This is a genomic window from Streptomyces sp. HUAS ZL42, from assembly GCF_040782645.1.
GTDB lineage: Bacteria > Actinomycetota > Actinomycetes > Streptomycetales > Streptomycetaceae > Streptomyces.
In genome coordinates, this window is record NZ_CP160403.1 from 2,840,791 (window position 1) to 2,864,309 (window position 23,519).

General features: G+C 71.4%; 20 protein-coding genes and 1 riboswitch. Of the genes, 7 read left to right on the forward strand and 13 right to left on the reverse strand.

Going from position 1 to position 23,519, the window contains the following annotated elements:
• Nucleotides 1-203 precede the first annotated feature (203 nt).
• Nucleotides 204-1,445, reverse strand: a complete 1,242-nt coding sequence (locus ABZO29_RS13035) for a sensor histidine kinase (RefSeq protein WP_367320351.1) — start codon at nucleotides 1,443-1,445, stop codon at nucleotides 204-206.
• A gap of 7 nt (nucleotides 1,446-1,452) precedes the next feature.
• Complete coding sequence (locus ABZO29_RS13040; RefSeq protein ID WP_007385219.1) at nucleotides 1,453-2,106, reverse strand: response regulator transcription factor; 654 nt, start codon at nucleotides 2,104-2,106, stop codon at nucleotides 1,453-1,455.
• Between the two features lie 417 nt (nucleotides 2,107-2,523).
• Here ABZO29_RS13040 and ABZO29_RS13045 point away from each other — a divergent pair, with 417 nt between their 5' ends.
• Nucleotides 2,524-2,697 (forward strand): hypothetical protein, encoded by a 174-nt coding sequence (locus ABZO29_RS13045; protein WP_367320352.1) that lies wholly within the window; start codon nucleotides 2,524-2,526, stop codon nucleotides 2,695-2,697.
• 378 nt (nucleotides 2,698-3,075) lie between these two features.
• Here the strand turns inward: ABZO29_RS13045 and ABZO29_RS13050 are convergent, their stop codons facing one another.
• Both ABZO29_RS13050 and ABZO29_RS13055 read right to left on the reverse strand, forming a co-directional pair.
• The gene (locus ABZO29_RS13050) at nucleotides 3,076-3,891 is read right to left on the reverse strand and encodes an inositol monophosphatase family protein (RefSeq protein WP_367326121.1); all 816 of its coding nucleotides are present in this window, start codon (nucleotides 3,889-3,891) and stop codon (nucleotides 3,076-3,078) included.
• A gap of 8 nt (nucleotides 3,892-3,899) precedes the next feature.
• A complete protein-coding gene (locus ABZO29_RS13055) occupies nucleotides 3,900-5,027 on the reverse strand; it encodes a ferrochelatase (protein ID WP_367320353.1) in 1,128 nt (375 codons plus the stop codon).
• 166 nt (nucleotides 5,028-5,193) lie between these two features.
• Between ABZO29_RS13055 and ABZO29_RS13060 the strand changes: the two genes are divergently transcribed.
• The 3 genes from ABZO29_RS13060 (at nucleotide 5,194) to sepH (ending at nucleotide 9,310) form a co-directional block, all read left to right on the forward strand.
• On the forward strand, nucleotides 5,194-6,432 hold the full coding sequence (locus ABZO29_RS13060; protein WP_367320354.1) for an MFS transporter: 1,239 nt from the start codon (nucleotides 5,194-5,196) through the stop codon (nucleotides 6,430-6,432).
• Nucleotides 6,392-7,711 (forward strand): D-arabinono-1,4-lactone oxidase, encoded by a 1,320-nt coding sequence (locus tag ABZO29_RS13065; protein WP_367320355.1) that lies wholly within the window; start codon nucleotides 6,392-6,394, stop codon nucleotides 7,709-7,711. The genes ABZO29_RS13060 and ABZO29_RS13065 overlap by 41 nt, the downstream gene beginning before the upstream one ends.
• Nucleotides 7,712-8,272: 561 nt before the next feature.
• Nucleotides 8,273-9,310 carry a septation protein SepH gene (gene sepH, locus ABZO29_RS13070; RefSeq protein WP_367320356.1) on the forward strand — a complete coding sequence of 346 codons (1,038 nt, stop codon included), beginning with the start codon at nucleotides 8,273-8,275 and terminating at the stop codon, nucleotides 9,308-9,310.
• A gap of 94 nt (nucleotides 9,311-9,404) precedes the next feature.
• Here the strand turns inward: sepH and ABZO29_RS13075 are convergent, their stop codons facing one another.
• Entirely contained in the window at nucleotides 9,405-10,256 is an 852-nt protein-coding gene (locus tag ABZO29_RS13075; protein ID WP_367320357.1) for a sulfurtransferase, read from the reverse strand.
• A gap of 260 nt (nucleotides 10,257-10,516) precedes the next feature.
• Here ABZO29_RS13075 and ABZO29_RS13080 point away from each other — a divergent pair, with 260 nt between their 5' ends.
• Together ABZO29_RS13080 and ABZO29_RS13085 are read left to right on the forward strand one after the other, a co-directional pair.
• On the forward strand, nucleotides 10,517-11,320 hold the full coding sequence (locus tag ABZO29_RS13080) for a VOC family protein (RefSeq protein ID WP_367320358.1): 804 nt from the start codon (nucleotides 10,517-10,519) through the stop codon (nucleotides 11,318-11,320).
• Nucleotides 11,321-11,576: 256 nt separating this feature from the next.
• On the forward strand, nucleotides 11,577-12,452 hold the full coding sequence (locus ABZO29_RS13085; protein WP_367320359.1) for a PhzF family phenazine biosynthesis protein: 876 nt from the start codon (nucleotides 11,577-11,579) through the stop codon (nucleotides 12,450-12,452).
• Between the two features lie 84 nt (nucleotides 12,453-12,536).
• Here ABZO29_RS13085 and ABZO29_RS13090 read toward each other — a convergent pair whose 3' ends face one another.
• The 4 genes from ABZO29_RS13090 to ABZO29_RS13105 form a co-directional block, all read right to left on the reverse strand.
• Nucleotides 12,537-13,184 carry a thymidine kinase gene (locus tag ABZO29_RS13090; RefSeq protein ID WP_367320360.1) on the reverse strand — a complete coding sequence of 216 codons (648 nt, stop codon included), beginning with the start codon at nucleotides 13,182-13,184 and terminating at the stop codon, nucleotides 12,537-12,539.
• Nucleotides 13,185-13,236: 52 nt separating this feature from the next.
• Nucleotides 13,237-14,427, reverse strand: coding sequence for an alkaline phosphatase family protein (locus tag ABZO29_RS13095; protein ID WP_367320361.1), 1,191 nt, complete (start codon nucleotides 14,425-14,427; stop codon nucleotides 13,237-13,239).
• Nucleotides 14,427-15,014, reverse strand: a complete 588-nt coding sequence (locus ABZO29_RS13100; RefSeq protein ID WP_367320362.1) for a DUF5998 family protein — start codon at nucleotides 15,012-15,014, stop codon at nucleotides 14,427-14,429. The genes ABZO29_RS13095 and ABZO29_RS13100 overlap by 1 nt, the downstream gene beginning before the upstream one ends.
• A gap of 62 nt (nucleotides 15,015-15,076) precedes the next feature.
• The gene (locus ABZO29_RS13105; RefSeq protein WP_367320363.1) at nucleotides 15,077-17,911 is read right to left on the reverse strand and encodes a GNAT family N-acetyltransferase; all 2,835 of its coding nucleotides are present in this window, start codon (nucleotides 17,909-17,911) and stop codon (nucleotides 15,077-15,079) included.
• 177 nt (nucleotides 17,912-18,088) lie between these two features.
• On the opposite strand from ABZO29_RS13105, the gene ABZO29_RS13110 reads away from it, so the two are divergent.
• Nucleotides 18,089-18,370: an HPr family phosphocarrier protein gene (locus ABZO29_RS13110; protein WP_053655224.1), complete on the forward strand. Its 282-nt coding sequence runs from the start codon at nucleotides 18,089-18,091 to the stop codon at nucleotides 18,368-18,370.
• A 236-nt stretch (nucleotides 18,371-18,606) separates the two neighbouring features.
• Here the strand turns inward: ABZO29_RS13110 and ABZO29_RS13115 are convergent, their stop codons facing one another.
• From ABZO29_RS13115 to ABZO29_RS13130, 4 genes are all read right to left on the reverse strand, one after another.
• Nucleotides 18,607-19,302 carry a GntR family transcriptional regulator gene (locus ABZO29_RS13115; protein ID WP_367320364.1) on the reverse strand — a complete coding sequence of 232 codons (696 nt, stop codon included), beginning with the start codon at nucleotides 19,300-19,302 and terminating at the stop codon, nucleotides 18,607-18,609.
• 187 nt (nucleotides 19,303-19,489) lie between these two features.
• A complete protein-coding gene (locus ABZO29_RS13120) occupies nucleotides 19,490-20,269 on the reverse strand; it encodes a M23 family metallopeptidase (protein WP_367320365.1) in 780 nt (259 codons plus the stop codon).
• Between the two features lie 13 nt (nucleotides 20,270-20,282).
• Nucleotides 20,283-20,447, reverse strand: a riboswitch (cyclic di-AMP (ydaO/yuaA leader).
• 191 nt (nucleotides 20,448-20,638) lie between these two features.
• Complete coding sequence (locus tag ABZO29_RS13125) at nucleotides 20,639-22,027, reverse strand: M16 family metallopeptidase (protein ID WP_367320366.1); 1,389 nt, start codon at nucleotides 22,025-22,027, stop codon at nucleotides 20,639-20,641.
• On the reverse strand, nucleotides 22,024-23,427 hold the full coding sequence (locus tag ABZO29_RS13130; protein ID WP_367320367.1) for a M16 family metallopeptidase: 1,404 nt from the start codon (nucleotides 23,425-23,427) through the stop codon (nucleotides 22,024-22,026). The genes ABZO29_RS13125 and ABZO29_RS13130 overlap by 4 nt, the downstream gene beginning before the upstream one ends.
• Nucleotides 23,428-23,519: the final 92 nt, after the last annotated feature.

Genomic DNA, 23,519 nt, shown 5'->3' on the forward strand with positions numbered 1-23,519 from the left:
ACATCAAAGGCGTCTCACCGTGTACTTCCCGTGATCAAGACCCCCGAAAACCAGGATTTTCCCGGCTTTCCGACGCCTCGCATGATCACGGAAAGTAGATGGCCTGAAAAACGCCCCTGTGATCGATCACACACGATGCCGCCGGGTCAGTGCCCCGGAAATTCCGCGCAAAGCGAACAACCCCGTGTGTCGGCGACATGATCTCAGACGGGCAGGGTCACCCGCATCACGAGCCCACCCCCTTCTCGGGGCGTGGCCGAGATATGGCCGCCGTGCGCCCGGGCCACGGACCTGACGATGGACAGACCCAGGCCCACACCCTTGTCGCTGCCCGTGCGCTCGGTACGCAGCCGCCGGAACGGCTCGAAGAGATTGTCGATCTCGTACGCCGGCACCACCGGCCCCGTGTTCGACACGACCAGGACCGCCTGGCCGTGCTGGACATCGGTGGTGACCTCGACCCAGCCGCCCTCGGGGACGTTGTACCGCACGGCGTTCTGCACGAGGTTCAGGGCGATCCGCTCCAGCAGCACACCATTGCCCTGGACGACCGCGGGCTTCTGCTCGCCCCGGATCACCACGCCCTTCGCCTGTGCCTCCGCGTACACCTGGTCGACGGCCTGCGAGGCGACCTCCGCGAGATCCACGGGCTTGCGCTCGACGATCTGGTTCTCGCTGCGGGCCAGCAGCAGCAGACCCTCCACGAGCTGCTCGCTGCGCTCGTTCGTGGCCAGCAGCGTCTTGCCGAGCTGCTGCAGCTCCGCGGGCGCGTTGGGATCGGAGAGGTGCACCTCGAGCAAGGTGCGGTTGATCGCGAGGGGCGTTCTCAGCTCGTGCGAGGCGTTGCCGACGAAGCGCTGCTGCGCGGTGAAGGCACGCTGGAGGCGCTCCAGCATGTCGTCGAAGGTGTCGGCCAGCTCCTTCAGCTCGTCGTCCGGGCCGTCCAGCTCGATACGGCGGGACAGGTCCGAGCCCGCCACCGAGCGCGCGGTGCGCAGGATCCGGCCGAGCGGGGACAGGACGCGGCCGGCCATGGCGTAGCCGAAGGCGAAAGCGATCACCGCGAGGCCGAGCAGGGCCAGCAGGGAGCGGCTGAGCAGGTCGTCCAGGGCGTGCTGGCGCTGGACGGCATCGCACCGCTTGAGGAACTCGTTGAACTCGCCCTGTGTGGTCGCCGTGTCCAGCTGGGGGCAGGTCGAACTGGTGATGTCGAGGTTGCTCCCGGTCACCTGGAACGACTGACCGCTTCCCTCATGGAGGGCCTGCGCGGCCAGCAGGTAGATGATCGACAGCAGCAGGATGCCCGCGATCAGGAACATGCCGCCGTACAGCAGCGTCAGCCGTATCCGGATGGTCGGGCGCAGCCAGGGGAACGGGGCCTGTGGCCTTCTGGGGTCCCATGTGGGCTTCGGGGGCGCCTGGGGAGGCGCGGGTGTCGCGGCCATGGTCGGGTCAGATCCGGTAGCCGGAGCCGGGGACGGTGACGATGACCGGAGGCTCACCCAACTTGCGGCGCAGGGTCATGACCGTCACACGCACGACATTCGTGAACGGGTCGGTGTTCTCGTCCCAGGCCTTCTCAAGAAGCTGCTCCGCGGACACGACCGCGCCCTCGCTGCGCATCAGCACCTCCAGGACGGCGAACTCCTTGGGCGCCAGCTGGACCTCCTTGCCGTCGCGGAAGACCTCGCGGCGGTTCGGGTCGAGCTTGATCCCCGCGCGCTCCAGCACGGGCGGCAGCGGCACGCTCGTACGGCGGCCCAGGGCACGCACGCGTGCCGTCAGCTCGCTGAACGCGAAAGGCTTGGGGAGATAGTCGTCGGCGCCGATCTCCAGACCCTCGACCCGGTCGCTGACGTCGCCGGACGCCGTCAGCATCAGCACGCGCGTGGGCATGCCCAGCTCGACGATCTTGCGGCAGACGTCGTCGCCGTGCACCAGCGGGAGGTCTCGGTCGAGGACGACCACGTCGTAGTCGTTGACGCCGATGCGCTCCAGGGCGGCCGCACCGTCGTACACGACGTCGACGGCCATGGCCTCCCGGCGCAGTCCGGTGGCCACCGCATCGGCGAGCAGCTGCTCGTCCTCGACGACGAGTACGCGCACGTCGCTTGTCCTTCCTGTGTCCACCCGCGTAGCGCTCCGTGAGCGCACGTGGGCAGGGCTTGGTGAGTGTGTTGACCTCCATCCTGCCCTTTTCGGCCATAAGTCGGCTGTAAGTCGGGTGAGCGCCCGTGGAGGAACCGTGCGGGACGCGGGAATGCGGGATTTTCTCGCGTGGTTGAGGTTTCCGCGGAAGGGAGCGGGGGGAGGACGGCATGTACACCCCGCGATCACGCTCTGCATGTGCCGCAACACCATGCGGTACGCCGCGATCCGCTTGCCGCAGAGCGGGCGTGGGTGTCCGGCACCGTCGCCGCCCAGCAGGGCAGCACGCTGGGCATCTACCGGAGACGTGATCGCCCCTTCCGAATGGCACACCCCCGTGCCACCGACCCACGACCCAGGACGAGGGGGCGCAGCATGGACGCATTCACCGCAGGACTTCTGCAGCGCATAAAGGCGACCGAGTCCGACCTGACGCGGGCTCGTGACGAGGGCGACGACTTCCTCGTCGAGGTGGAGCAGGGCGAGCTCGACGACCTGCGCCGCCTCGCCGCCGAACACGGTGTGGAAGTCGGCGTGTCCGGCGTCTGATCCAGCTCGCACGCACCGCAGCGGAGCCCCGGCGAATCCAGCGCCGGGGCTCCGCTTTTTGCTCTTTCGCCTACGGGGCGCTCTCAGCCGGTGTCGAGAGCCCGACCGTGCTCAGCCCCTCGGGCCTCCGCGCTCCCCCACTCTCGGCTTCGCTCGAGCCGGGGGGACCCCCATGGGCTCTCGACACCGGCGCGGCGCTTCGGCTCTCTCGGGGCCGGCGCATGGGGACGGTGAGCCTCGGTGGGCCCTTGCCGGGGAGGAGGCTCCCGTACGGCGTTCCCGGCGGCCGGGACCTGCAGGTGGCCGTCCGCCCAGCCGTCAGTAGTGTGCTTTCCCGCCCGAAGGCCGCCCGGAGCCCTCCGCCCTCCCGCACTCCCCTCAGTCGTGCCAGGCCCCGAAGTCCTCCAGAAGGCGCTGCAGGGGCTCGAAGACGCCGGGCGTCGCTGCGACCGTCAGGTCGCGTGACGGGCGCTCTCCGGGGCGACCGCCGGTCAGCGCGCCCGCCTCCCGGGCGATCAGATCACCCGCGGCCAGGTCCCATGCGTGCAGACCGCGCTCGTAGTAGCCGTCGAGGCGGCCCGCGGCGACGTCGCAGAGGTCGACCGCGGCCGAGCCGCCGCGCCGGATGTCGCGCAGGAGCGGGATCAGCTGCTGGGCGACATCCGCCTGGTGGGCGCGGACCTCGGCGACGTAGTTGAAGCCGGTCGACACCAGGGCCTGGTCCAGCGGCGGCGCCGGCCGGCAGGTCAGCCTGCGCTCGCCCTCCCAGGCTCCGGTGGCCCAGGCTCCGCCGCCGCGGACCGCGTGGAAGGTCTCGCCGCGCATCGGGGCGAAGACCACGCCCACGACCGTGTCGCCGTTCTGCTCGGCGGCGACGGAGACAGCCCAAGTGGGCAGTCCGTACAGGTAGTTGACGGTGCCGTCGAGCGGGTCGATCACCCAGCGGATGCCGCTCGTGCCCGCCGTGGAGGCCCCCTCCTCGCCGAGGAAGCCGTCGTCGGGGCGGTGGTCGGAGATCAGGCCGGTGATCAGCTTCTCCGCCGCGATGTCCATCTCGGTGACCACGTCGATGGGGCTCGACTTGGTGGCGGCCACCGCGAGATCGGCCGGGCGGCCGTCCCGCAGGAGCTCGCCGGCTCGCAGGGCGGCCTCGTGGGCGAGCTTGAGCAGGTCCGTGTGCAGGGGGTCGATCACGGGATTCCTCACGCGTAGGGGCTGTCGGCGCCCGCGGCGGCGGGCCGGGGTGCGCGGGACGGGCAGCAGCCGACCGGGCAGAGGTCGTGACTCGCGCCCAGGGCGCCCAGCGCACAGGGCGCGACCTCCCGTCCGCTCTCGGCCGCGGCTCGTTCGAGGACCAGTTCGCGGATCGCGGCGGCGAACCGCGGGTCGGCGCCCACGGTGGCGGAGCGGCGCACGGGCAGGCCCAGCTCCTCGGCCTTGGCCCTGGCCTCGGTGTCGAGGTCGTAGAGGACCTCCATGTGGTCGGAGACGAAGCCGATGGGGGCCATCACGACGGCCGGGACTCCGGCGGCGTGCCGCTCCTCCAGGTGGTCGCAGATGTCGGGCTCCAGCCACGGGATGTGCGGGGCGCCGGAGCGGGACTGGTAGACGAGCTGCCAGGGGCGGTCGACTCCGGTGCGCTCGCGGACGGCGTCGGCGATCAGCTGCGCGACGTCCAGGTGCTGTCTGACGTACGCCCCGCCGTCGCCGTGGTCCTCGACGGGACCGGAGCTGTCGGCCGCGGAGATCGGGACGGAGTGGGTCGTGAACGCGAGGTGTGCGCCGTCCCGGACGTTCTCGGGGAGGTCGGCGAGGGACTCGAGCACCCCGTCGATCATGGGCTCGAGGAAGCCGGGGTGGTTGAAGTAGTGCCGCAGCTTGTCGATCTTCGGCAGCTCGAGACCTTCGGCCTGCAGCGTCGCGAGCGAGTCGGCGAGGTTCTCGCGGTACTGGCGGCAGCCCGAGTAGGAGGCGTAGGCGCTGGTGGCGAGGACGAGGAAGCGGCGGCGGCCGTCGGTGACCATCTCGCGCAGGACGTCGGTCAGGTACGGCGCCCAGTTGCGGTTGCCCCAGTAGACCGGCAGATCCAGGCCGTGGTCGGCGAAGTCCTTGCGGAGGGCGTCCAGCAGGGCGCGGTTCTGGTCGTTGATGGGGCTGACACCGCCGAACAGGAAGTAGTGCTGTCCGACTTCCTTCAGCCGTTCCTTGGGGATGCCGCGCCCTCGCGTCACGTTCTCCAGGAACGGGACCACGTCGTCCGGGCCTTCCGGGCCGCCGAAGGAGAGCAGGAGCAGGGCGTCGTAGGGGGTGGCATCGAGCGCGTCTGGCATGACTCGATCCTGCCACTCCGTACTGACAGCCGGGAAACGGCGGGGTGACGTCGTGGGGTCCGGCATCGCCCCACAGGTGCATTTAGGGTGACCTAACTCGTAAGCTGTATCAGCTGTATTCGCGCCTTACTGAGCCACCCCGCTTCCCGTCCGACCGGAGACCCCCGTGCCGAGCCCCTACCGCGCCCTGTTCGCCGCCCCCGGCTCCAAGGGCTTCTCCGCCGCGGGGTTCCTCGGCCGGATGCCGTTGTCGATGATGGGCATCGGCGTGGTCACGATGATTTCCCAGCTGACCGGACGCTATGGGCTCGCGGGCGCACTCTCGGCGACCATCGCACTGGCCGCCGCGGTGGTCGGACCACAGATCTCCCGGCTGGTGGACCAGCACGGGCAGCGCAGGGTGCTGCGGCCGGCGACGCTCGTCGCGCTGTCCGCGGCGGCCGGGCTGCTGCTCGCCGCGCACTTCGGCTGGCCGGACTGGGTGCTGTACGTGTGCGCCGCCGGCATCGGTTCCGTCCCGAGCCTCGGCGCGATGATCCGCGCGCGCTGGGCCGCCCTGTACCGGGGGACCCCGCAGCTGCACACCGCGTACTCATTCGAGTCGGTCGTGGACGAGGTCTGCTTCATCTTCGGGCCGATCATCTCCATCGGCCTGTCGACGGCCTGGTTCCCGGAGGCGGGGCCGCTGCTGGCCGCCTGCTTCCTGGCCGTCGGCGTCTTCTGGCTGACCGCCCAGCGGGCCACCGAGCCGGAGCCGCACCCGCGCGAGCACCGGGGCGGGGGCAGTGCGCTGCGCTCGCCGGGGCTGCAGGTTCTGGTGGCCACGTTCGTGGCGACCGGAGCAATCTTCGGGGCGGTCGACGTGGTCACCGTCGCCTTCGCCGACGAGCGCGGCCACAAGGGCGCCGCCAGTGTCGTCCTGGCGCTGTACGCGGCGGGCTCCTGCGTGGCAGGCGTCGTGTTCGGGCTGATGCACTTCAAGGGGGCACCCGAACGTCGCTGGCTGCTGGGCGTCTTCATGATGGCCGTGAGTATGATCCCCCTCCTACTGGTCGGAAACTTGCCGTTTCTGGCCGTGGCGCTGTTCGTTGCGGGCCTGTTCATCGCACCCACGATGATCACCACGATGTCCCTCATCGAAGAGCACGTACCACGCGCACAATTGACCGAGGGCATGACCTGGGTGAGCACCGGGCTCGCGGTCGGCGTTGCGCTCGGCTCCTCCATGGCCGGCTGGGTGATCGACGCGGCCGGCGCGAGGACCGGGTACGGGGTTCCGGCGGTGTCCGGAGCCGTCGCGGTCGCGGTCGGTTTCCTCGGGTACCGCCGGCTCAGCAGGCCGGTTCCGCGTCGGGGAGGCACCCTTGAGCAGCACAACGAGCGGGAAGAACGGCACGTGGCGTAACTGGGCCGGCAACGTCGCCACGCGCCCCGCGCGGGAGGTCACGCCCGCCTCCGTCGAGGAACTGGTCGCGGCCGTGCGGCAGGCCGCCGAGGACGGGCTGAAGGTGAAGGCGGTCGGTTCCGGCCACTCCTTCACGTCGATCGCCACCACCGACGGCGTGTTGATCCGCCCTCAACTGTTGACCGGGATCCGCCACATTGACCGCGAGGCCGGGACCGTCACGGTCGAGGCGGGTACTCCGCTCAAGAGACTCAACATGGCCCTCGCGCGCGAGGGTCTGTCGCTCACGAACATGGGCGACATCATGGTGCAGACGGTCTCCGGAGCCACCAGCACGGGCACGCACGGCACCGGCCGTGAGTCGGGCTCGATAGCCGCGCAGATCAGGGCCCTGGAACTGGTGACGGCCGACGGCACGGTGCTGACCTGCTCCGAAAAGGAGAACCCGGAGGTCTTCGCCGCCGCCCGCATCGGCCTGGGTGCGCTGGGCATCGTCACCGCGATCACCTTCGCCGTGGAGCCGATCTTCCTGCTCACCGCCCGCGAGGAGCCGATGCCGTTCGAGAAGGTTCTCGCCGAGTTCGACGAACTCTGGTCCGAGAACGAGCACTTCGAGTTCTACTGGTTCCCGCACACCGGCAACACCAACACCAAGCGCAACAACCGCAGCGCGGGCCCGGAGAAGCCGGTGGGGCAGCTGGCGGGCTGGTTCGAGGACGAGTTCCTCTCCAACGGCGTCTTCCAGGTGGCCCAGTGGGTCGGCCGAGCGGCGCCCGGCACGATCCCGGCGATCGCCCGGATCTCCAGCAAGGCCCTGTCCGCGCGCACCTACACCGACATTCCCTACAAGGTCTTCACTTCCCCGCGCCGGGTGCGTTTCGTGGAGATGGAGTACGCGGTGCCGCGCGAGGCCGTGGCCGGGGTGCTGCGCGAACTGAAGGCGATGGTCGACCGCTCCGCCCTCAGGGTCAGCTTCCCGGTGGAGGTGCGCACCGCCCCTGCCGACGACATCACCCTCTCCACGGCGTCCGGCCGCGACAGCGCCTACATCGCCGTACACATGGTCAAGGGGACGCCCTATCAGGCGTATTTCACCGCCGCCGAACGCATCTTCACCGCCCACGAGGGCCGGCCGCACTGGGGCAAGGTGCACACGCGCGACGCGGAGTACTTCGCCGGGGTCTATCCGCGCTTCGGCGAGTTCACCGCGCTTCGGGACCGGCTTGATCCGGATCGGCGGTTCCAGAACGACTACTTGCGGAGGGTTCTGGGGGCGTAGCCGACTCTGCGTGCGCCCGGTGAACCCATCGGGCGCCGGGGGGCGTTACGAATCTTCTCGCCCGTGCGCTTGAAGAAGTGCCGGCACACCGAACCGCCACGCGGCACGCAGTCCGAGGCCTTGCGCGAGAAGGGGACACGAGAAGGGGACGTACGGACGGAACCTTGGTTCCATTTCCGGCGATTGCGTGAAGTGCGCCACTTCCAAGATCGGAAATCCCGCGACGGACGGCCAAGTCCCACCCCTTGCGAGAAGTTGAGCGGCGTGCCAATCCACGCACGTGGCCCAAATGGAGTACTGTTGCGAGCCCTGGGCCAGGTCTCCCGCCAGGGTGTCCTGGGCCTTGCTGGACCGCCGGGAGGGGGCTAGTTGCACAGGGTGACGGAGTTGGTCACTTAGCGTTGCGAATAGGTAACCGTGCCATAACGGCGATCCAGGGCCCGTGCCCGACACGCCGGGCAACTCGGCAAGGTTGTGGCAGGCTGCACCCGGGCAGGCCACACTCGACTAGCGGAAGCAGCGACGCACGTGACGTCGGCAGGCACCACCCGGGAGGTCCCCATGCCCGAACTGCGTGTCGTGGCCGTCTCCAATGACGGCACACGGCTGGTGCTGAAGGCTGCGGACAGCACGGAGTACACGCTTCCGATTGACGAACGGCTCCGCGCCGCCGTGCGCGGCGACCGTCCCCGCCTCGGCCAGATCGAGATCGAGGTGGAGAGCCATCTCCGCCCCCGAGACATCCAGGCGCGGATACGCGCGGGTGCGACCGCGGAAGAGGTCGCCCAGATGGCCGGCATCCCCGTCGACCGCGTACGGCGCTTCGAGGGCCCGGTCCTGGCCGAGCGCGCCTTCATGGCCGAGCGGGCCCGCAAGACTCCCGTCCGCAGGCCCGGCGAGAACGCCGCCGGGCCGCAGCTCGGCGAGGCCGTCCAGGAGCGTCTGCTGCTGCGCGGCGCCGAGAAGGACACCGTGCAGTGGGACTCCTGGCGCCGCGACGACGGCACCTGGGAAGTCCTCCTGGTCTACCGGGTCGCGGGTGAGCCGCACTCGGCGAGCTGGACGTACGACCCGCCGCGGCGGCTCGTCCAGGCCGTGGACGACGAGGCGCGCTCGCTGATCGGCGAGTCCGACGACCTCGCCGCGCCGGAGCCCAGCTTTCCGTTCGTGCCGCGTATCGCCCGGCTGCCCCGCGACCGCCCGCTGGACCGTTCCACCGAGCGGGAACGGCCGAGTCTGCCGTCGCAGGCGTCCGAGCCGCCCGAGGAGACCACGTCCGAGCGGGACTCGCTGACCAGCCTGCTGGAGGCGGTGCCGAGCTTCCGGGGCGACCTGGTGGTTCCGGAGCGCCCGGCGGAGGCCCCCTCGGAGGAGCCCCCCGCCGAACCCGAGGCGGAGGAACCCCCGGCGCCCGCGGCATCCGCCGGCTCCGCCTACGCGGACGTCCTCATGCCGCGTTCCGTCGGCAGCCACCGCGACCGGCTCGTCGGCGCGACCGACCGCCAGGCCGAGGCGGACGGCGTCCGCCCGGGCCGCAGAGCGGCGGTGCCGAGCTGGGACGAGATCGTGTTCGGGACGCGGCGGAAGAAGCAGGAGTAGTCGGTCGTACGCGGATGAGGGCCACGCTGATCGAGCGTGGCCCTCATCGTCGTACCTGCCCTGTCGCTGCCGCGGAAGCGCCAATGAGGAACCGCTACTGAGGATCCGCCCCCACCGCGACCGGCCGCGACGGATCCGACGACCACTCCGACCACGACCCCACGTACAGCGCCGCCGGAATCCCCGCCACCGCCAGTGCCAGCACCTCGTGGGCCCCCGAGACGCCCGAACCGCAGTAGACACCGACCTCGGTGCCGTCGGACGCCCCCAGCGTCTTGAAGCGCGCCCTCAGCTCCTCCGCGGGCAGGAAACGGCCGTCCGCCGCCACGTTCTCGGTCGTCGGCGCCGAGACCGCTCCCGGAATGTGCCCGCCGACCCGGTCGATCGGCTCGACCTCCCCGCGGTAGCGCTCCCCCGCGCGCGCGTCGAACAGGACCCCGGAGCGGGCCAGCGAGGCCGCCCCGTCCGCGTCGAGGAGCCCCACAGCGCCCGGCACCGGCTCGAAGTCGCCCTCCACAGGCTCGGGAACGTCCGGCGACAGCTCCCCCTCCCACGCCGGCAACCCGCCGTCCAGCACCCGCACGTCCGGGTGACCCGTCCAGCGCAGCATCCACCACGCCCGGGCCGCCGCCCAGCCCTGCCCGCCGTCGTACACGACCACCGACGCCCCCGAGGACACGCCCGCCCGGCGCATCGCCGCCCCGAACTCCGCCACGTCGGGCAGCGGATGACGGCCGTGGTCGCCGGGTGCGCCGGCCAGTTCGCAGTCCAGGTCGACGTAGACCGCACCGGGAATGTGCCCGGCCTCATACGCGGCCCGGCCGTCGAAGGGCGGCTCCCCGGCCGCCTTCGCGACGCTGAGCTGCCAGCGGACGTCGAGAAGTACTGGCGGATTCTGCCCTGCCAGGTCGCTCGCGAGTTCGGATGCGGAGATGATGGCGTTCATGGCCACCATCCTCGCGCACGGGGTGGCCGCATCGTCCTCGTCCGGCTACTCTGCTCGGCCGGGCAGGCCCGATCACGAGGCGTACGGGATCGGGCACATGCTGTACAACTGATCGACATCCATGGGCAATCGCGCGGAGACGGGAGAGAAACCGCGCATCGGGCATCCTCCGGACACGGGCCGGCCCGCGACGGCGCGCACAGGGGTCCGGGAGAGCGAAAGCGACACGGCCACCGCGAGGGGCCGAGGAGAGGGTGACGATGACCGAGGCACCGGGGTCGGCCGGCCCGAACGGCGAGGCGCACGCTCGGTACGCGCCCGGCACGCCCTGCTGGGTGAGCCTGATGGTGCACGGCATGGCCGCGACCCAGGACTTCTATGGTGAGCTGTTCGGCTGGGAGTTCCAGCCAGGCCCCCAGCAGCTCGGCCCCTACCTGCGGGCCCTGCTCGACGGGCGTGAGGTGGCCGGGATCGGGCAGCTGCCCCCGGACCGGCATCTTCCCATCGCCTGGACGCCCTACCTCGCCTCGGACGACGTGGACCTGACGGCCGAAACGGTACGGCTGTGCGGCGGGACGATCGGCGTGGGCCCCCTGGACGCCGCCGACGCCGGGCGCCTCGCGATCGGCTCCGACCCCTCCGGCGCGGTCTTCGGCGTCTGGCAGGCGGCCGCCCACCTCGGTACGGGCGTCACCGGCGTGCCCGGCACACCCGCCTGGAACGAACTGCTGACCTTCGAGTCCGCGAGCGTCGCCAAGTTCTACAAGACGGTGTTCGGCTACGAGGAGGAATCCGTCGTCTCCGCCGACTTCGACTACGTGACCCTGCACATCGCCGGCCGCCCGGTCGCCGGCATCCACGGGGTGGGCAGCGCGCTGCCCCGCGACCGGGGACCTCACTGGATGACGTACTTCGAAGTGGCCGACACGGACGAGGCATTGGCCCGTGTGGTCGACCTGGGCGGCCACATCCTGCGACCTGCCCGGGACAGCACCCATGGCCGCGTGGCCACGGTCGCCGATCCCGAGGGGGCACGGTTCTCCCTGATCCAGAGCCCGCGTTGACGCTCGCGGGTCCAGGGCCCGCTGGGAGCCGGGAACAGCTTGGAGCGGAAGTCGGTCGTGACGCCGAAGGCAGCCGTCCATCCCCAGGTCGTCGACCACGCGCGCGAGTTGGTCGATCTGCTCCGGCGCCAGGGCTGCAGAGCCGGCGTCCCCTTCCAGATCCGAGATCCGACGGCTTGGCGAAACGCTCCGTAATGGCTGCTCGGTTGTTCCCCGAGGCCGGAATAGCCGTGGCTCGCCCCGTGTTGCCGCGACCATGACGACGGACGCCCCGCGGCCCGAGGTGCTGCACTACACCGCCTTCTCCAGTGACCCCGACGGCGGGAACCCCGCCGGTGTCGTCCTGGACGCCACCGGCCTGGACGACGGTGACATGCTGGCCATCGCCGCCGAGCTCGGATACTCGGAGTCAGCGTTCCTGACCGCGCCCCCGGAGGGTCTCGGCGGCCGGGAGGGGCGGGCGTACGGCATCCGTTACTTCAGTCCCAAGGCCGAAGTACCGTTCTGCGGGCACGCCACCGTCGCGACCGCCGTCGCGCTCGCCGAGCGGATAGGCCCAGGGGAGCTGGTGTTCGCGACGCGCACCGGCACCGTGCCGGTGGAGGTGACCGAGGAGGGCGGGACGGTCAGGGCCACGCTCACCAGCGTCGAGCCGCACGTCGAGGAGATCGCCGGCGCCGACCTCGCGGAGGCGCTCGCCTCGCTCGGCTGGCCGGCCGCCGATCTCGATCCGGCCTTCCCGCCCCGCATCGCGTTCGCCGGCGCCCGCCATCTCGTCCTCGCGGCGGCGACCCGTGCCCGCCTCGCGGACCTCGCGTACGACTTCGCGCGCCTCGAAGCCCTGATGCACCGCCTGGACCTGACCACGGTTCAGTTGGTGTGGCGGGAGTCGGCCGCCGTGTTCCACGTCCGCGACCCGTTCCCCGTCGGCGGCGTCGTCGAGGACCCTGCGACCGGCGCGGCGGCCGCCGCGTTCGGTGCGTACGCCCGTGAACTGGGCCTGGTTCCCGAGGATGCCGTCCTCACCCTGCACCAGGGCGAGGACCTGGGCCGCCCCGGCGAGCTCACGGTGACACTGCGCGCGGGCGACCCGCGCGTCCGGGTCGGCGGCACGGGGGCTCGCATCGGCTGAAGCGCCGGTGACGCGCTGCGGACGGCTGTCGAGCGCCGGCAGGGGGAGGCACAGCGCCGAACGGCTTCGCCTCCTGAACGGGGGTCAGGCCGGAGTGATGGGCAGCACATCCGGCGACAGCGCGGCCGCCCGTGCCGTCGCCGCGGTCATACGGCGACGGTGATGACGGCGGCAGAGGACCTCGTAGCCGATGTCGTCGGGCTGGTTCACGTCGCCGACGACGACCTGGGCGCCCTCGACGACCATGTGGCCGCCTATGGTGCGGGCGTTGTGGGTGGCGCGTGCGCCGCACCAGCACAGGGCCTCGACCTGGAGCACCTCGACGCGGTCGGCGAGCTCGACCAGGCGCTGGGAGCCGGGGAAGAGCTTGGAGCGGAAGTCGGTGGTGATGCCGAAGGCGTAGACGTCGAGACCCAGGTCGTCCACGACTCGGGCGAGTTGGTCGATCTGCCCGGGGGCGAGGAACTGCGCCTCGTCGGCGATCACATAGTCCGCGCGGCGGCCCTGGGAGAGGTGGTCGACGAGGTAGGCGTAGAGGTCCTGGCCGTCCTCGACCTCCACGGCGTCGGTGACCAGGCCCAGCCGCGACGACAACTTGCCCTCACCGGCGCGGTCGTCACGCGTGAAGATCATGCCCTGCAGTCCACGCGCGGAACGGTTGTGCTCTATCTGCAGAGCCAGCGTCGACTTCCCGCAGTCCATGGTTCCGGAGAAGAACACCAGCTCGGACATGGCGAGTTGAGCACCTTTCGGCGAAGGAGCGGAGAAAAGGACGTGTGGGGCTTCAGGAGCGTACTTCGAGCAGGGGGACCAGCTGCTCACCAGGGGTCATGGAACCGTGGTTGCCGACCATCGTCGACTCCTTGGGCTCCCGCTCGGAGGCGATGATGAGCACGTCGTCGTGCGCGGCCGCGACCACGTCGCCGATGCGCGCGTACACACGCTCGTCGATGTGCGGACCGAACCAGCCCGCCGCGATCGCCTCGTCCCGCGAGGCCACCCAGAACTGCTCGCCGAGCACCTCGCGCCAGCAGGTGAGGACGTCGTTCGCGGCGCCCGGGACCGCGTAGACGTGCCGCGCACGCCCCTCGCCACCCAGCAGCGCGACCCCGGCGCGCAGCTCCCAGTCCTCGTCGAAGTCGATGCGGTGCTGCTCGTCGAAGGGCACGTCGATCATGCCGTGGTCGGCGGTGACGTAGAGCGCGCTGCGCGGCGGCAACTGCTCGGCGAGGCGCTGGACGAGCCGGTCGACGTACATCAGCTGGCCGCGCCAGGTGTCCGAGGCGACGCCGTAGCGGTGGCCGGAGCCGTCCAGCTCGGAGTAGTACGTGTAGACCAGGGAGCGGTCGGCTGCCGCCAGTTGCTCGGCGGCGAGGTCCATGCGCTCCTCGCCGGTCAGCCGGCCGAGAAACGTTCCGCCGCTGAGGGCGACCTTGGTCAGCGGGGTGGTCTCGAAGGTCGGCGACGTCACCTGCGCGGCGTGCACGCCCGCGTCGTGGGCCAGCTGGAAGACCGTGGGGTACGGCTGCCACGGACGCGGCGGGGTCCACGGCTGCCAGCGGAGCTGGTTCATCAGCTCGCCGGTTTCCGGGTTGCGCACGGTGTAGCCGGGCAGGCCGTGCGCGCCCGGGGGCAGGCCGGTGCCGACGGAGGCGAGGGAGGTCGCGGTGGTCGCCGGGAACGCGGCGGTGATCGGGCGGCCGGTGGCCCCGCGGGACGTCTCCAGGAGCGAGGTCATGAAGGGCGCCTCTTCGGGGTGCGCCTTCAGCTGCTCCCAGCCGAGACCGTCGATCAGGAACACGCAGTTGCGGTCGGCCGCGGTCAGCTCCGGGATCGCGGACGGCATCCCGGGCACGCCCATACCGGTGGCCAGCGTGGGCAGCAGGTCGGCGAGCGAGCCGCTGCCGTACTCGGGCAGGGGTGCGGAGCCGAGGGTGAGCGGTTCCGGGGGGTCCCAGGCGGTGGGCTGGGACATCAGCGTGTGGGGTCCGCGGTCGCCTCGGAGACGGCCTGGGCGAAGGCGAGCGCCTGGCGCACCGTCTCCGGGCCGTCCCCGGCCTCGCTGACGCGCAGGCTGAGGTCGTCCGCCGTCGAGCTGCCCGTGTAGCCGTGGTCGGCCTCGCAGTTGGGGTCGCCGCAGGCCGCGGGCTCCAGGTCGATGCGGGAGACGGCGCCCCAGCCGATGGTCAGGACGATCTCGCGGGGCAGCGTGCCCGGCTTGTACGACTCCGGGTTGGCGACGACGCGGCTGACGACGACCGACGAGATCCGGCCGAGTTTCACGGACTCCGTGGACGTCGTGGCGTACGGCGTCGGCGAGGTGCTGTCGGCGGCCTGCTCGTCGGTGTGGCTGACGATGAAGCGGTTGCCGGTGAGGACCAGCACGGTCACGTGCCGCCGCACCTCGTTCTGGTCGAACGTCGTCTCCTGGTGGACCAGGTACGACCGGATGGGCTCGCCGCCCACAGCGGCCTCCACCGCCTCGGCCACGAGGGCCGGGTAGTAGCCGCTGCGCTCGATCGCCGCACGCAGCCCCTGGGTCGTCGTACTGGTCTTGGCCATGACGCCCATCCTACGGGGGTGCACTGACTGCGAAGCACCGCTCACGGCGGTCCCGGGACGTCTCAGTAGGCGGGAAGCGTCCTCGGGCCGAGGTCGTCGCGGGCGGGCGGCGGAGCCAGCCGCACGGAGGCGCCGAGAACAGTCAGGCCACGCGGAGCGACGACGACCGGCTCCAGAGTCACCGCGACGACCTCCGGGTGGTCGTCGACCAGCCGCGACACGCGCAGCAGCAGCTCTTCCAGCGCAGGCGTGTCCACGGGCGTCGAACCGCGCCAGCCGAACAGCAGGGGCGCCGTCCGGATCGACCGGACGAGCGAGACCGCCTCACGGTCGGTGACCGGGATGAGCCGGTGCGCCATGTCCCCGAGCAACTGGGAGGCGGCTCCGGCGAGCCCGAACGACAGCACCGCCCCCGCCGCCGGGTCGATGACCGCGCGTACGACCGTGTCGACACCGCGCGGCGCCATCTCCTGCACGACCGGCCTCAGGTCCTCCGGCTTGCCGAACAGCTCGGTCAACTCGGCGTATGCCCGCCTCAGTTGTTCCTCGTCCGCGAGATCCAGCCGTACGCCGCCCAGGTCGGCGCGGTGCCGCAGGTGCGGGGCGGTCGCCTTGAGGACCACGGGGTAGCCGAGGGTGCGGGCGGCCCGGGCCGCGTCGTCGGGTGTGAGCGCGGGAACGGCCTCACGTACGGCGATCCCGTACCGCCCGAGCAGCTCGCGCGTCGCCTGCGTCCCGAGCGTGAGCCCCTGCCCCCGCGCGAGCAGCCCGCCGATCAGCTCGGCGGCACCCTTCTCGTCGACGTCCTCGTACTCGGGCACCTTGCCGGGGTCGGCGGCCTCGCGCCGCCACTGCGCGTACTTGACGGCTTCGGCGAGAGCACGGACGGCACGCTCGGCGGCGGGGTAGGCGGGGATCAGGCGGGAACAGGTGCCGGTGCCTGATGGTGGTTCCGGTGCCGCGGTGGTCGCCCGTTCCGCAGGGAGGACGGGGCGGGCATCGCCACCGGCGCCGGGTGCCCTGGTACCAGCCTGTGGTGCGGTACTCGCCGCGGCCGACAACGCCTCCGCGAGCCCGCCCAACTCGACGTGCACGACCACCACCGGCTTCGCCGCAGCCGCGCCGGCGGCCGACAGCGCCTCCGCGAGCTCCGCGTCCCCCGGGGACACTTCCCCGATCGCCGGGATCGCCGTCACGACCACCGCATCGCACGCCTCGTCGGCCAGCGCGCGCGACAGTGCGACCCGGAAGTCCTCCGCCGAGGCCCCGGTCGTCAGATCCAAGGGGCGCAACGGCCGCAACCCCTCGGAGAGACACGCGTCGTACGTCAGCTGCCCCAGCGACTCCGAGTTCCCCAGGATCGCCACGCGCGGCCCCGCCGGCAGCGGCTGCCGTGCCAGCAGCAGCCCCGCGTCCACCAGCTCGGTGATCGTGTCCACCCGGATCACGCCGGCCTGTCGCAGCAGTGCGGACACCGTCGCGTGCGGCAACCGTGTCGCCCGTACCGTGTGCCCCTGCGGAGCGGAACCGGCGCCCTGGACCACGACCAGTGGCTTCGCCGCCGCGGTCCGGCGGGCGAGGCGGGTGAACTTGCGGGGGTTGCCGATGGACTCCAGGTACATGAGGACGACGTCGGTGTCCGGGTCGTCGTACCAGTACTGCAGGACGTCGTTGCCGGAGACGTCCGCCCGGTTGCCGGAGGAGACGAAGGTCGACACCCCGGTGACACCGGTGACGCCTCCCCCGCGCCGGTGGAGCCGGGACAGCAGCGCGATGCCGATGGCGCCGGACTGGGCGAACAGCCCGATCCGGCCGGGGCGCGGCATCTGGGGGGCCAGGGACGCGTTCAGCCGTACCTCCGGGGAGGTGTTGATGATCCCGAAGGCGTTCGGCCCGATGATCCGCATGCCGTACGCGCGTGCGTGCCGGACGAGTTCGCGCTGGCGCTCGCGTCCCTCGGAGCCGCTCTCCGCGTAGCCGGCGGAAACGACGACGAGGCCCTGGACGCCGTGTTCCCCGCACTCGGCGACGACTTCGGGCACCCGGTCGGCCGGGACGGCGACGACCGCGAGGTCGACCGGGCCGTCGATGTCGCGCACCGAGCGGTACGCGGGCACCCCGTCGAGCTCCTTCCGCCCCTCGGGGAAGGCCTTGTTCACGGCGTACAGGTGTCCGGTGAACCCGGCGTCCCGGATGTTGCCGAGGACTCCGCGGCCCACGCCACCGGGTGCGCGGCCGACGCCGACAACGGCGACGGAGCCGGGCATCAGCAGCCGCTGCACGGAGCGGCCCTCGGCCCGTTGCTCGCGCGCGTACTGCACGGCCAGCGAGCGCTCGGTGGGTTCGAGGCCGAACTCCAGGCGCACGACGCCGTCCTCGAAGCTGCGCTTCTGGGTGTAGCCGGCGTCCGTGAACACCTTGATCATCTTGGTGTTGGCGGGCAGCACCTCGGCGGCGAAGCGGCGGATGCCGCGCTCGCGCGCGACGGCCCCGATGTGTTCGAGGAGGGCCGAGGCGACGCCCCGCCCCTGGTGCGCGTCCTGCACCAGGAAGGCCACTTCGGCCTCGTCCGCGGGTGCGGAGGCGGGCATGCCGTCGGCGCCGATGCGGTCATAGCGTACGGTGGCGATGAACTCGCCGCCGACCGTGGCCGCGAGTCCCACCCTGTCCACAAAGTCGTGGTGCGTGAAGCGGTGGACGTCCTTGGCGGACAGGCGCGGGTAGGGCGCGAAGAAGCGGTAGTACTTCGACTCGTCCGAGACCTGCTCGTAGAAGCTGACCAGGCGCTCGGCGTCATCAACGGTGATGGGGCGGATGCGCGCGGTGCCGCCGTCGCGCAGCACCACGTCGGCCTCCCAGTGGGCGGGGTACTCGTGCCGGTCCGACGCGCTCTGCATGGGCCCCAGCGTAAGGCTCGCGTCCGACAACGGCGCGAGGCAGTCTGTGGAGGACGGAAGTCGGGCCGAGGCCGCGGCCCGAAGACCACGCCGGAACGGGACACCGACCCGTTCCGGGCACGCTTCGCGTGTGGAACACTGGTCTAGACAACCTTGAAAACCGAAGGGCAGCATCACATGGCTGAGCGCCGCGTCAACGTCGGCTGGGCCGAGGGCCTCCACGCCCGCCCCGCATCCATCTTCGTCCGGGCCGCCACGGCCGCAGGTGTCCCGGTGACGATCGCCAAGGCCGACGGCAACCCCGTCAACGCGGCCTCCATGCTGGCCGTCCTCGGCCTGGGCGCCCAGGGCGGCGAGGAGATCGTCCTCGCCTCCGACGCCGAGGGTGCCGACGTGGCCCTCGACCGTCTGGCCAAGCTGGTCGCCGAGGGGCTCGAGGAGCTCCCCGAGACCGTCTGAGCCCCGCGCGCGGCGCACGCCGGAGCCGCGTCACCCCTGGCGGGTGGCGCGGCTCCGGCGTTCTTCGCCCCGGTCACGGGTTTTCGCACCCCGCGAACGGAATTACCACAGGCATACTCCGGGACCGCCGCGCGGGCATACGAATGGCGCGCGCACAGAAATTCCCGGCACGCGAGAAAAAGGGCAGCGGAAATACGCCTCCACCGAATAGCCCCTCTTTGTATACGGTGCCCGTGTTAATGCCGCAGACTCGACATGTTTACGGGAGGTTGCGAAGTCCTCACACGGTCGGGGCGGTCCGCGCCGCCGGAAAAACGCAGCCGGTGCGCCGTCGTCGCGCGCTCGGTGTGCAGGGCCGTGATCGCCCGCGCGCGCTCGCCGTCGCCGCGCGCCACCGCGTCCACGATCGCGCCGTGCTCCGCCCACGACTCCACGGGGTTGGCGGGCGCCTCCACCGCGTACATCCATGCGATCTTGTGCCGGAGCTGGGTCAGCATGGAGGTCAGCGCCTGGCTGCCGGAGGCCTGGGCGAGCGTCTCGTGGAACCAGCCGCCCAGGGAGCGCAGGTCCTCGTTGCTGCCGCGCCGGGCCCGCTCCTGGCCGAGCCTCACGAGCCCGCGCAGCACCTTCAGATGGGCCTCCGTGCGCCGCTGGGCCGCCCGGGAGGCGCCGAGCGGTTCCAGGAGCATGCGCATCTCGAGCAGGTCGGCGGCCTCCTGCTCGGTCGGTTCCGCGACGCACGCGCCCGCGTGCCGCCGGGTCACCACGAACCCCTCCGCCTCCAGCGTCCGCAGGGCCTCGCGTACGGGGACGCGCGAGACGCCGTAGCGACGCGCGAGGAGTTCCTCGGTGAGTCGGCTGCCACGCTCGTAGACACCCGCGACGATGTCGTCCCGGATGGCCGTGCACACCGAGTGCGCCGGAATACGCATGACCGACCTCCGCCTTAATCCCCGTGAAACGTCGACGATAGACGTGTGTCCAGTGACTCTATTGCAATGAGCCGGAATTTCCGATGGCGGGCCGGAATCCAGGGATATTTTTTGGACAGCCGGGTGTCCAAAACGACGAAAGCCCCGGCTCGGGGAGCCGGGGCCTCGGGAGTCGTCCCGTGTGTCGTCAGACGTTCACGCCGTGCTTGCGGAGGTAGGCGACGGGGTTGATGTCGGAGCCGTACTCCGGGGTCGCACGGACCTCGAAGTGCAGGTGCGGCCCGGTGACGTTGCCGGTCGCACCGGAAAGGCCGATGCGCTGGCCCGGGGTGACCTTCTGGCCCACCGAGACGGCGATGGTCGACAGGTGGCCGTACTGCGTGTACGTGCCGTCGCTCATCCTGATCACGATCTGGTTGCCGTAGGAGCCGGCCCAGCCCGCCTCCACGACGGTGCCGGTCCCGACCGCGTGCACGGGGGTGCCGCCGGCGGCGTGGAAGTCGACGCCGGTGTGGCTGCCGGAGGACCACACGGAGCCGCCGGTCTTGTAGCCCGTGGAGACGTAGGAGCCGGTGATCGGCAGAACAAAGGTGTTGAGGCGCTTGCGCTCGGCCTCGCGGGCGGAGCGCTTGCGCTCGGCCTCGCGGGCGGCACGGGCCTTGGCCTCGCGCTCCGCCCTGGCCTTCTCCACGGCCTTCTTGCGTGCGGCCTCCTCGGCCGCCTTCTGCCGCGCGGCCTCCTTCTGGACGGCGGCCTGTTCGTCGATCCGGTCGGCGAGGGAGTCGCCGATGGTGACGACGGGGATCAGGCCGGTGTCCTCGACGGAGGTCTCGGTGGCGAGTGCCGGAGCGGACAGGGTGCCGATGACGCCGGTGGTGGTGAGCGCCGCGATGCCCGCCGCGCGGGCGGTGGTGCGCTTCATCCGGCTGGGACGCCGGTGCTTCCCGGTGGCGCAGGTGAACGCCATGAAGTTGAGCGGTCCTTTCCTTCCCTCTCGCCTACCGGGTTAGCTGACGGGTTCGGAGCAGGAAGGTCTCCTACGGGCACCCTCGCGGTACGCGCGGGCGTCCGATTCACCCCAGGGACTTCGATGGGTCCCCGGCTCCCCTGGCTCGCGCCGTACGGGGACTCGGCGATGGCTGTCCGGTGCCGCGGATGCGGCGCACTGCCTGACGGACAGCCCGGATGACGCTAAGCGGGACAACTTTCAATCCCCAAACCGATCACGACTTTTGTAGCGCATCCCACAGGGCAGACAGGCAACCTCCGCCTCAATTCGGACATCAAAGGGCCCTGGTGACGCCTCCGTCACCAGGGCCCGTACGCGCGCGTGCCGCTATTCGGCGCTGACGACGGTGACTTCGCCGATGCCGAGGGCCTCCACGGGCTCCTTGATCTGTGCGGCGTCACCGACGAGGACGGTCACCAGGCGGTCCACCGGGAAGGCGCTCACGGCGGCCGCGGTGGCCTCCACGGTGCCGGTCGCCGCGAGTTGCCGGTACAGGGTGGCCTGGTAGTCGTCGGGCAGATGCTGCTCGACCTGGTCGGCCAGCGTGCCGGCGACGGCCGCCGCGGTCTCGTACTTCAGCGGCGCCACACCGACCAGGTTCTGCACGGCCACGTCGCGCTCGGCGTCGGTCAGGCCGTCGGCCGCGAGCGTGCGCAGCACCGTCCAGAGGTCCTGCAGGGCGGGGCCGGTGTTCGGGGTGTCGACGGAGCCGCTGATGGCGAGCATCGCGGCGCCCGTGCCGTCCGGGGCGGATCGCAGGACCTGCCCGAACGCGCGCACGCCGTAGGTGTAGCCCTTCTCCTCGCGCAGGACGCGGTCCAGGCGGGAGGTGAGGGTGCCGCCGAGGCAGTACGTGCCGAGCACCTGCGCGGGCCACACGCGGTCGTGCCGGTCCGGGCCGACGCGGCCGATGAGCAGCTGTGTCTGGACGGCGCCGGGGCGGTCCACGATGACCACCCTGCCGGTGTCGTCGGCGGTCACCGGGGGCACGGGACGGGGCTGGGCCGGGGAGCCCGACCAGGCGCCGAGCGTCTCGTCGAGCAGTGCGTCCAGGTCCAGGCCGGTGAGGTCGCCGACGACCACGGCGGTGGCCGTCGCGGGCCTGACATGACGGTCGTAGAAGGCACGCACGGCCGCCGAGTCGATCTTGGCGACCGTCTCCTCGGTGCCCTGGCGCGGGCGCGACATGCGCGCGGTCGCCGGGAACAGTTCCTTGGAGAGCTCCTTGGCGGCGCGGCGGGAGGGGTTGGCCAGCTCGTGCGGGATCTCGTCGAGGCGGTTGCGGACCAGCCGCTCGACCTCGCTGTCGGCGAACGCGGGCGCCCGCAGGGCGTCGGAGAGCAGGCCGAGCCCCTTGGCCAGGCGCGAGGCCGGCACCTCCAGGCTCAGCCGTACGCCGGGGTGGTCGGCGTGCGAGTCGAGCGTGGCACCGGCGCGCTCCAGCTCGGCGGCGAACTCCTCGGCCGAGTGCTTGTCGGTGCCCTCGGAGAAGGCCCGCGCCATGATCGTGCCGACGCCGTCGAGACCGGCCGGTTCGGCGTCCAGAGGCGCGTCCAGCAGCACCTCCACGGCGACGACCTGCTGTCCGGGGCGGTGGCAGCGCAGGACGGTCAGGCCGTTGTCGAGGGCGCTGCGCTCGGGGGCCGGGAAGGCCCAGGGCTTGGCCTCGCCCGCCTGGGGCTGGGGGTGGAATTCCATCGTGGCGAGCTCGGTCACTTGGCCGCCTCCTCGTTGTCGTCGGTGGCTTCCACGGTGGCCTCTGCCTCCGGGTCCTCCGGGGGATCGGCGTCCTGGGTGTGCTCCGCGACCTCGGCGGAGAGGGGCTCGTAGACGAGCACCGCACGGTTGTCGGGGCGCAGGCGGGCCTTGGCGACCTCCTGGACCTCCTCGGCCGTGACCTCGAGCACGCGCTTCACGGCGGTGAGGGCGAGCTGGGGATCGCCGAACAGGACGGCGTACCGGCACAGTTCGTCGGCGCGGCCCGCGACCGTGCCGAGCCGGTCCAGCCACTCGCGCTCCAACTGGGCCTGGGCACGCTCCATTTCCTCGGCCGTGGGCCCCTCCTCGGCGAACCGGGCGAGCTCCTCGTCGATGGCGGCCTCGATCACCGGCACCTCGACGTCACCGGACGTCTTCACGTCGAGCCACCCCAGGGAGGGCGCCCCGGCGAGCCGCAGCAGGCCGAAGCCGGCCGCGACCGCCGTGCGGTCGCGGCGTACGAGCCGGTTGTAGAGGCGGGACGACTCGCCGCCGCCGAGGACGGTGAGCGCCAGGTCGGCCGCGTCGCACGCGCGCGTGCCGTCGTGCGGCAGCCGGTAGGCCGCCATCAGGGCGCGCGCCGGGACCTCCTCCTCGACGACATGGCGCAGCTGCTCGCCGATGATCTCCGGCAGCGCGCCGTCGCGCGGGGCGGGCTTCCCGTCGTGCGACGCAATGGATCCGAAGTACCTCTCGATCCAGGCGAGCGTCTGCTCCGGGTCGATGTCGCCGACGACCGACAGTACGGCGTTGTTGGGCGCGTAGTACGTACGGAAGAACGCGCGCGCGTCCTCCAGGGTCGCCGCGTCCAGGTCGGCCATGGAGCCGATCGGGGTGTGGTGGTAGGGGTGCCCGTCCGGGTAGGCCAGGGCGGTCAGCCGCTCGAAGGCCGTGCCGTAGGGCACGTTGTCGTAGCGCTGGCGGCGCTCGTTCTTGACGACGTCACGCTGGTTCTCCATGGACTCGTCGTCGAGGGCGGCGAGCAGGGAGCCCATGCGGTCGGCCTCCAGCCAGAGGGCGAGCTCCAGCTGGTGGGCGGGCATGGTCTCGAAGTAGTTGGTGCGCTCGAAGCTGGTGGTTCCGTTCAGCGAGCCGCCCGCGCCCTGCACCAGCTCGAAGTGGCCGTTCCCCTCGACCTGGGCGGAGCCCTGGAACATCAGGTGCTCGAAAAGGTGAGCCAGACCGGTGCGTCCCTTGACCTCGTGGCGTGAGCCGACGTCGTACCAGAGGCACACCGCCGCGACCGGGGTCAGGTGGTCCTCGGAGAGCACCACGCGCAGGCCGTTGGCCAGGCGGTGCTCGGTCGCTGTCAGGCCTCCGGAGCCTGCCTGGTCTGTGGCCGTGTGACCCATGGGCATGTACGTCCCTTCGATCGCGGACGCGGTCGTCGAAACCGCGGTTCTCCTGCCGGTCCTGCCACTGTATGCAAGCGCGCGGACGGTCGGCGAAG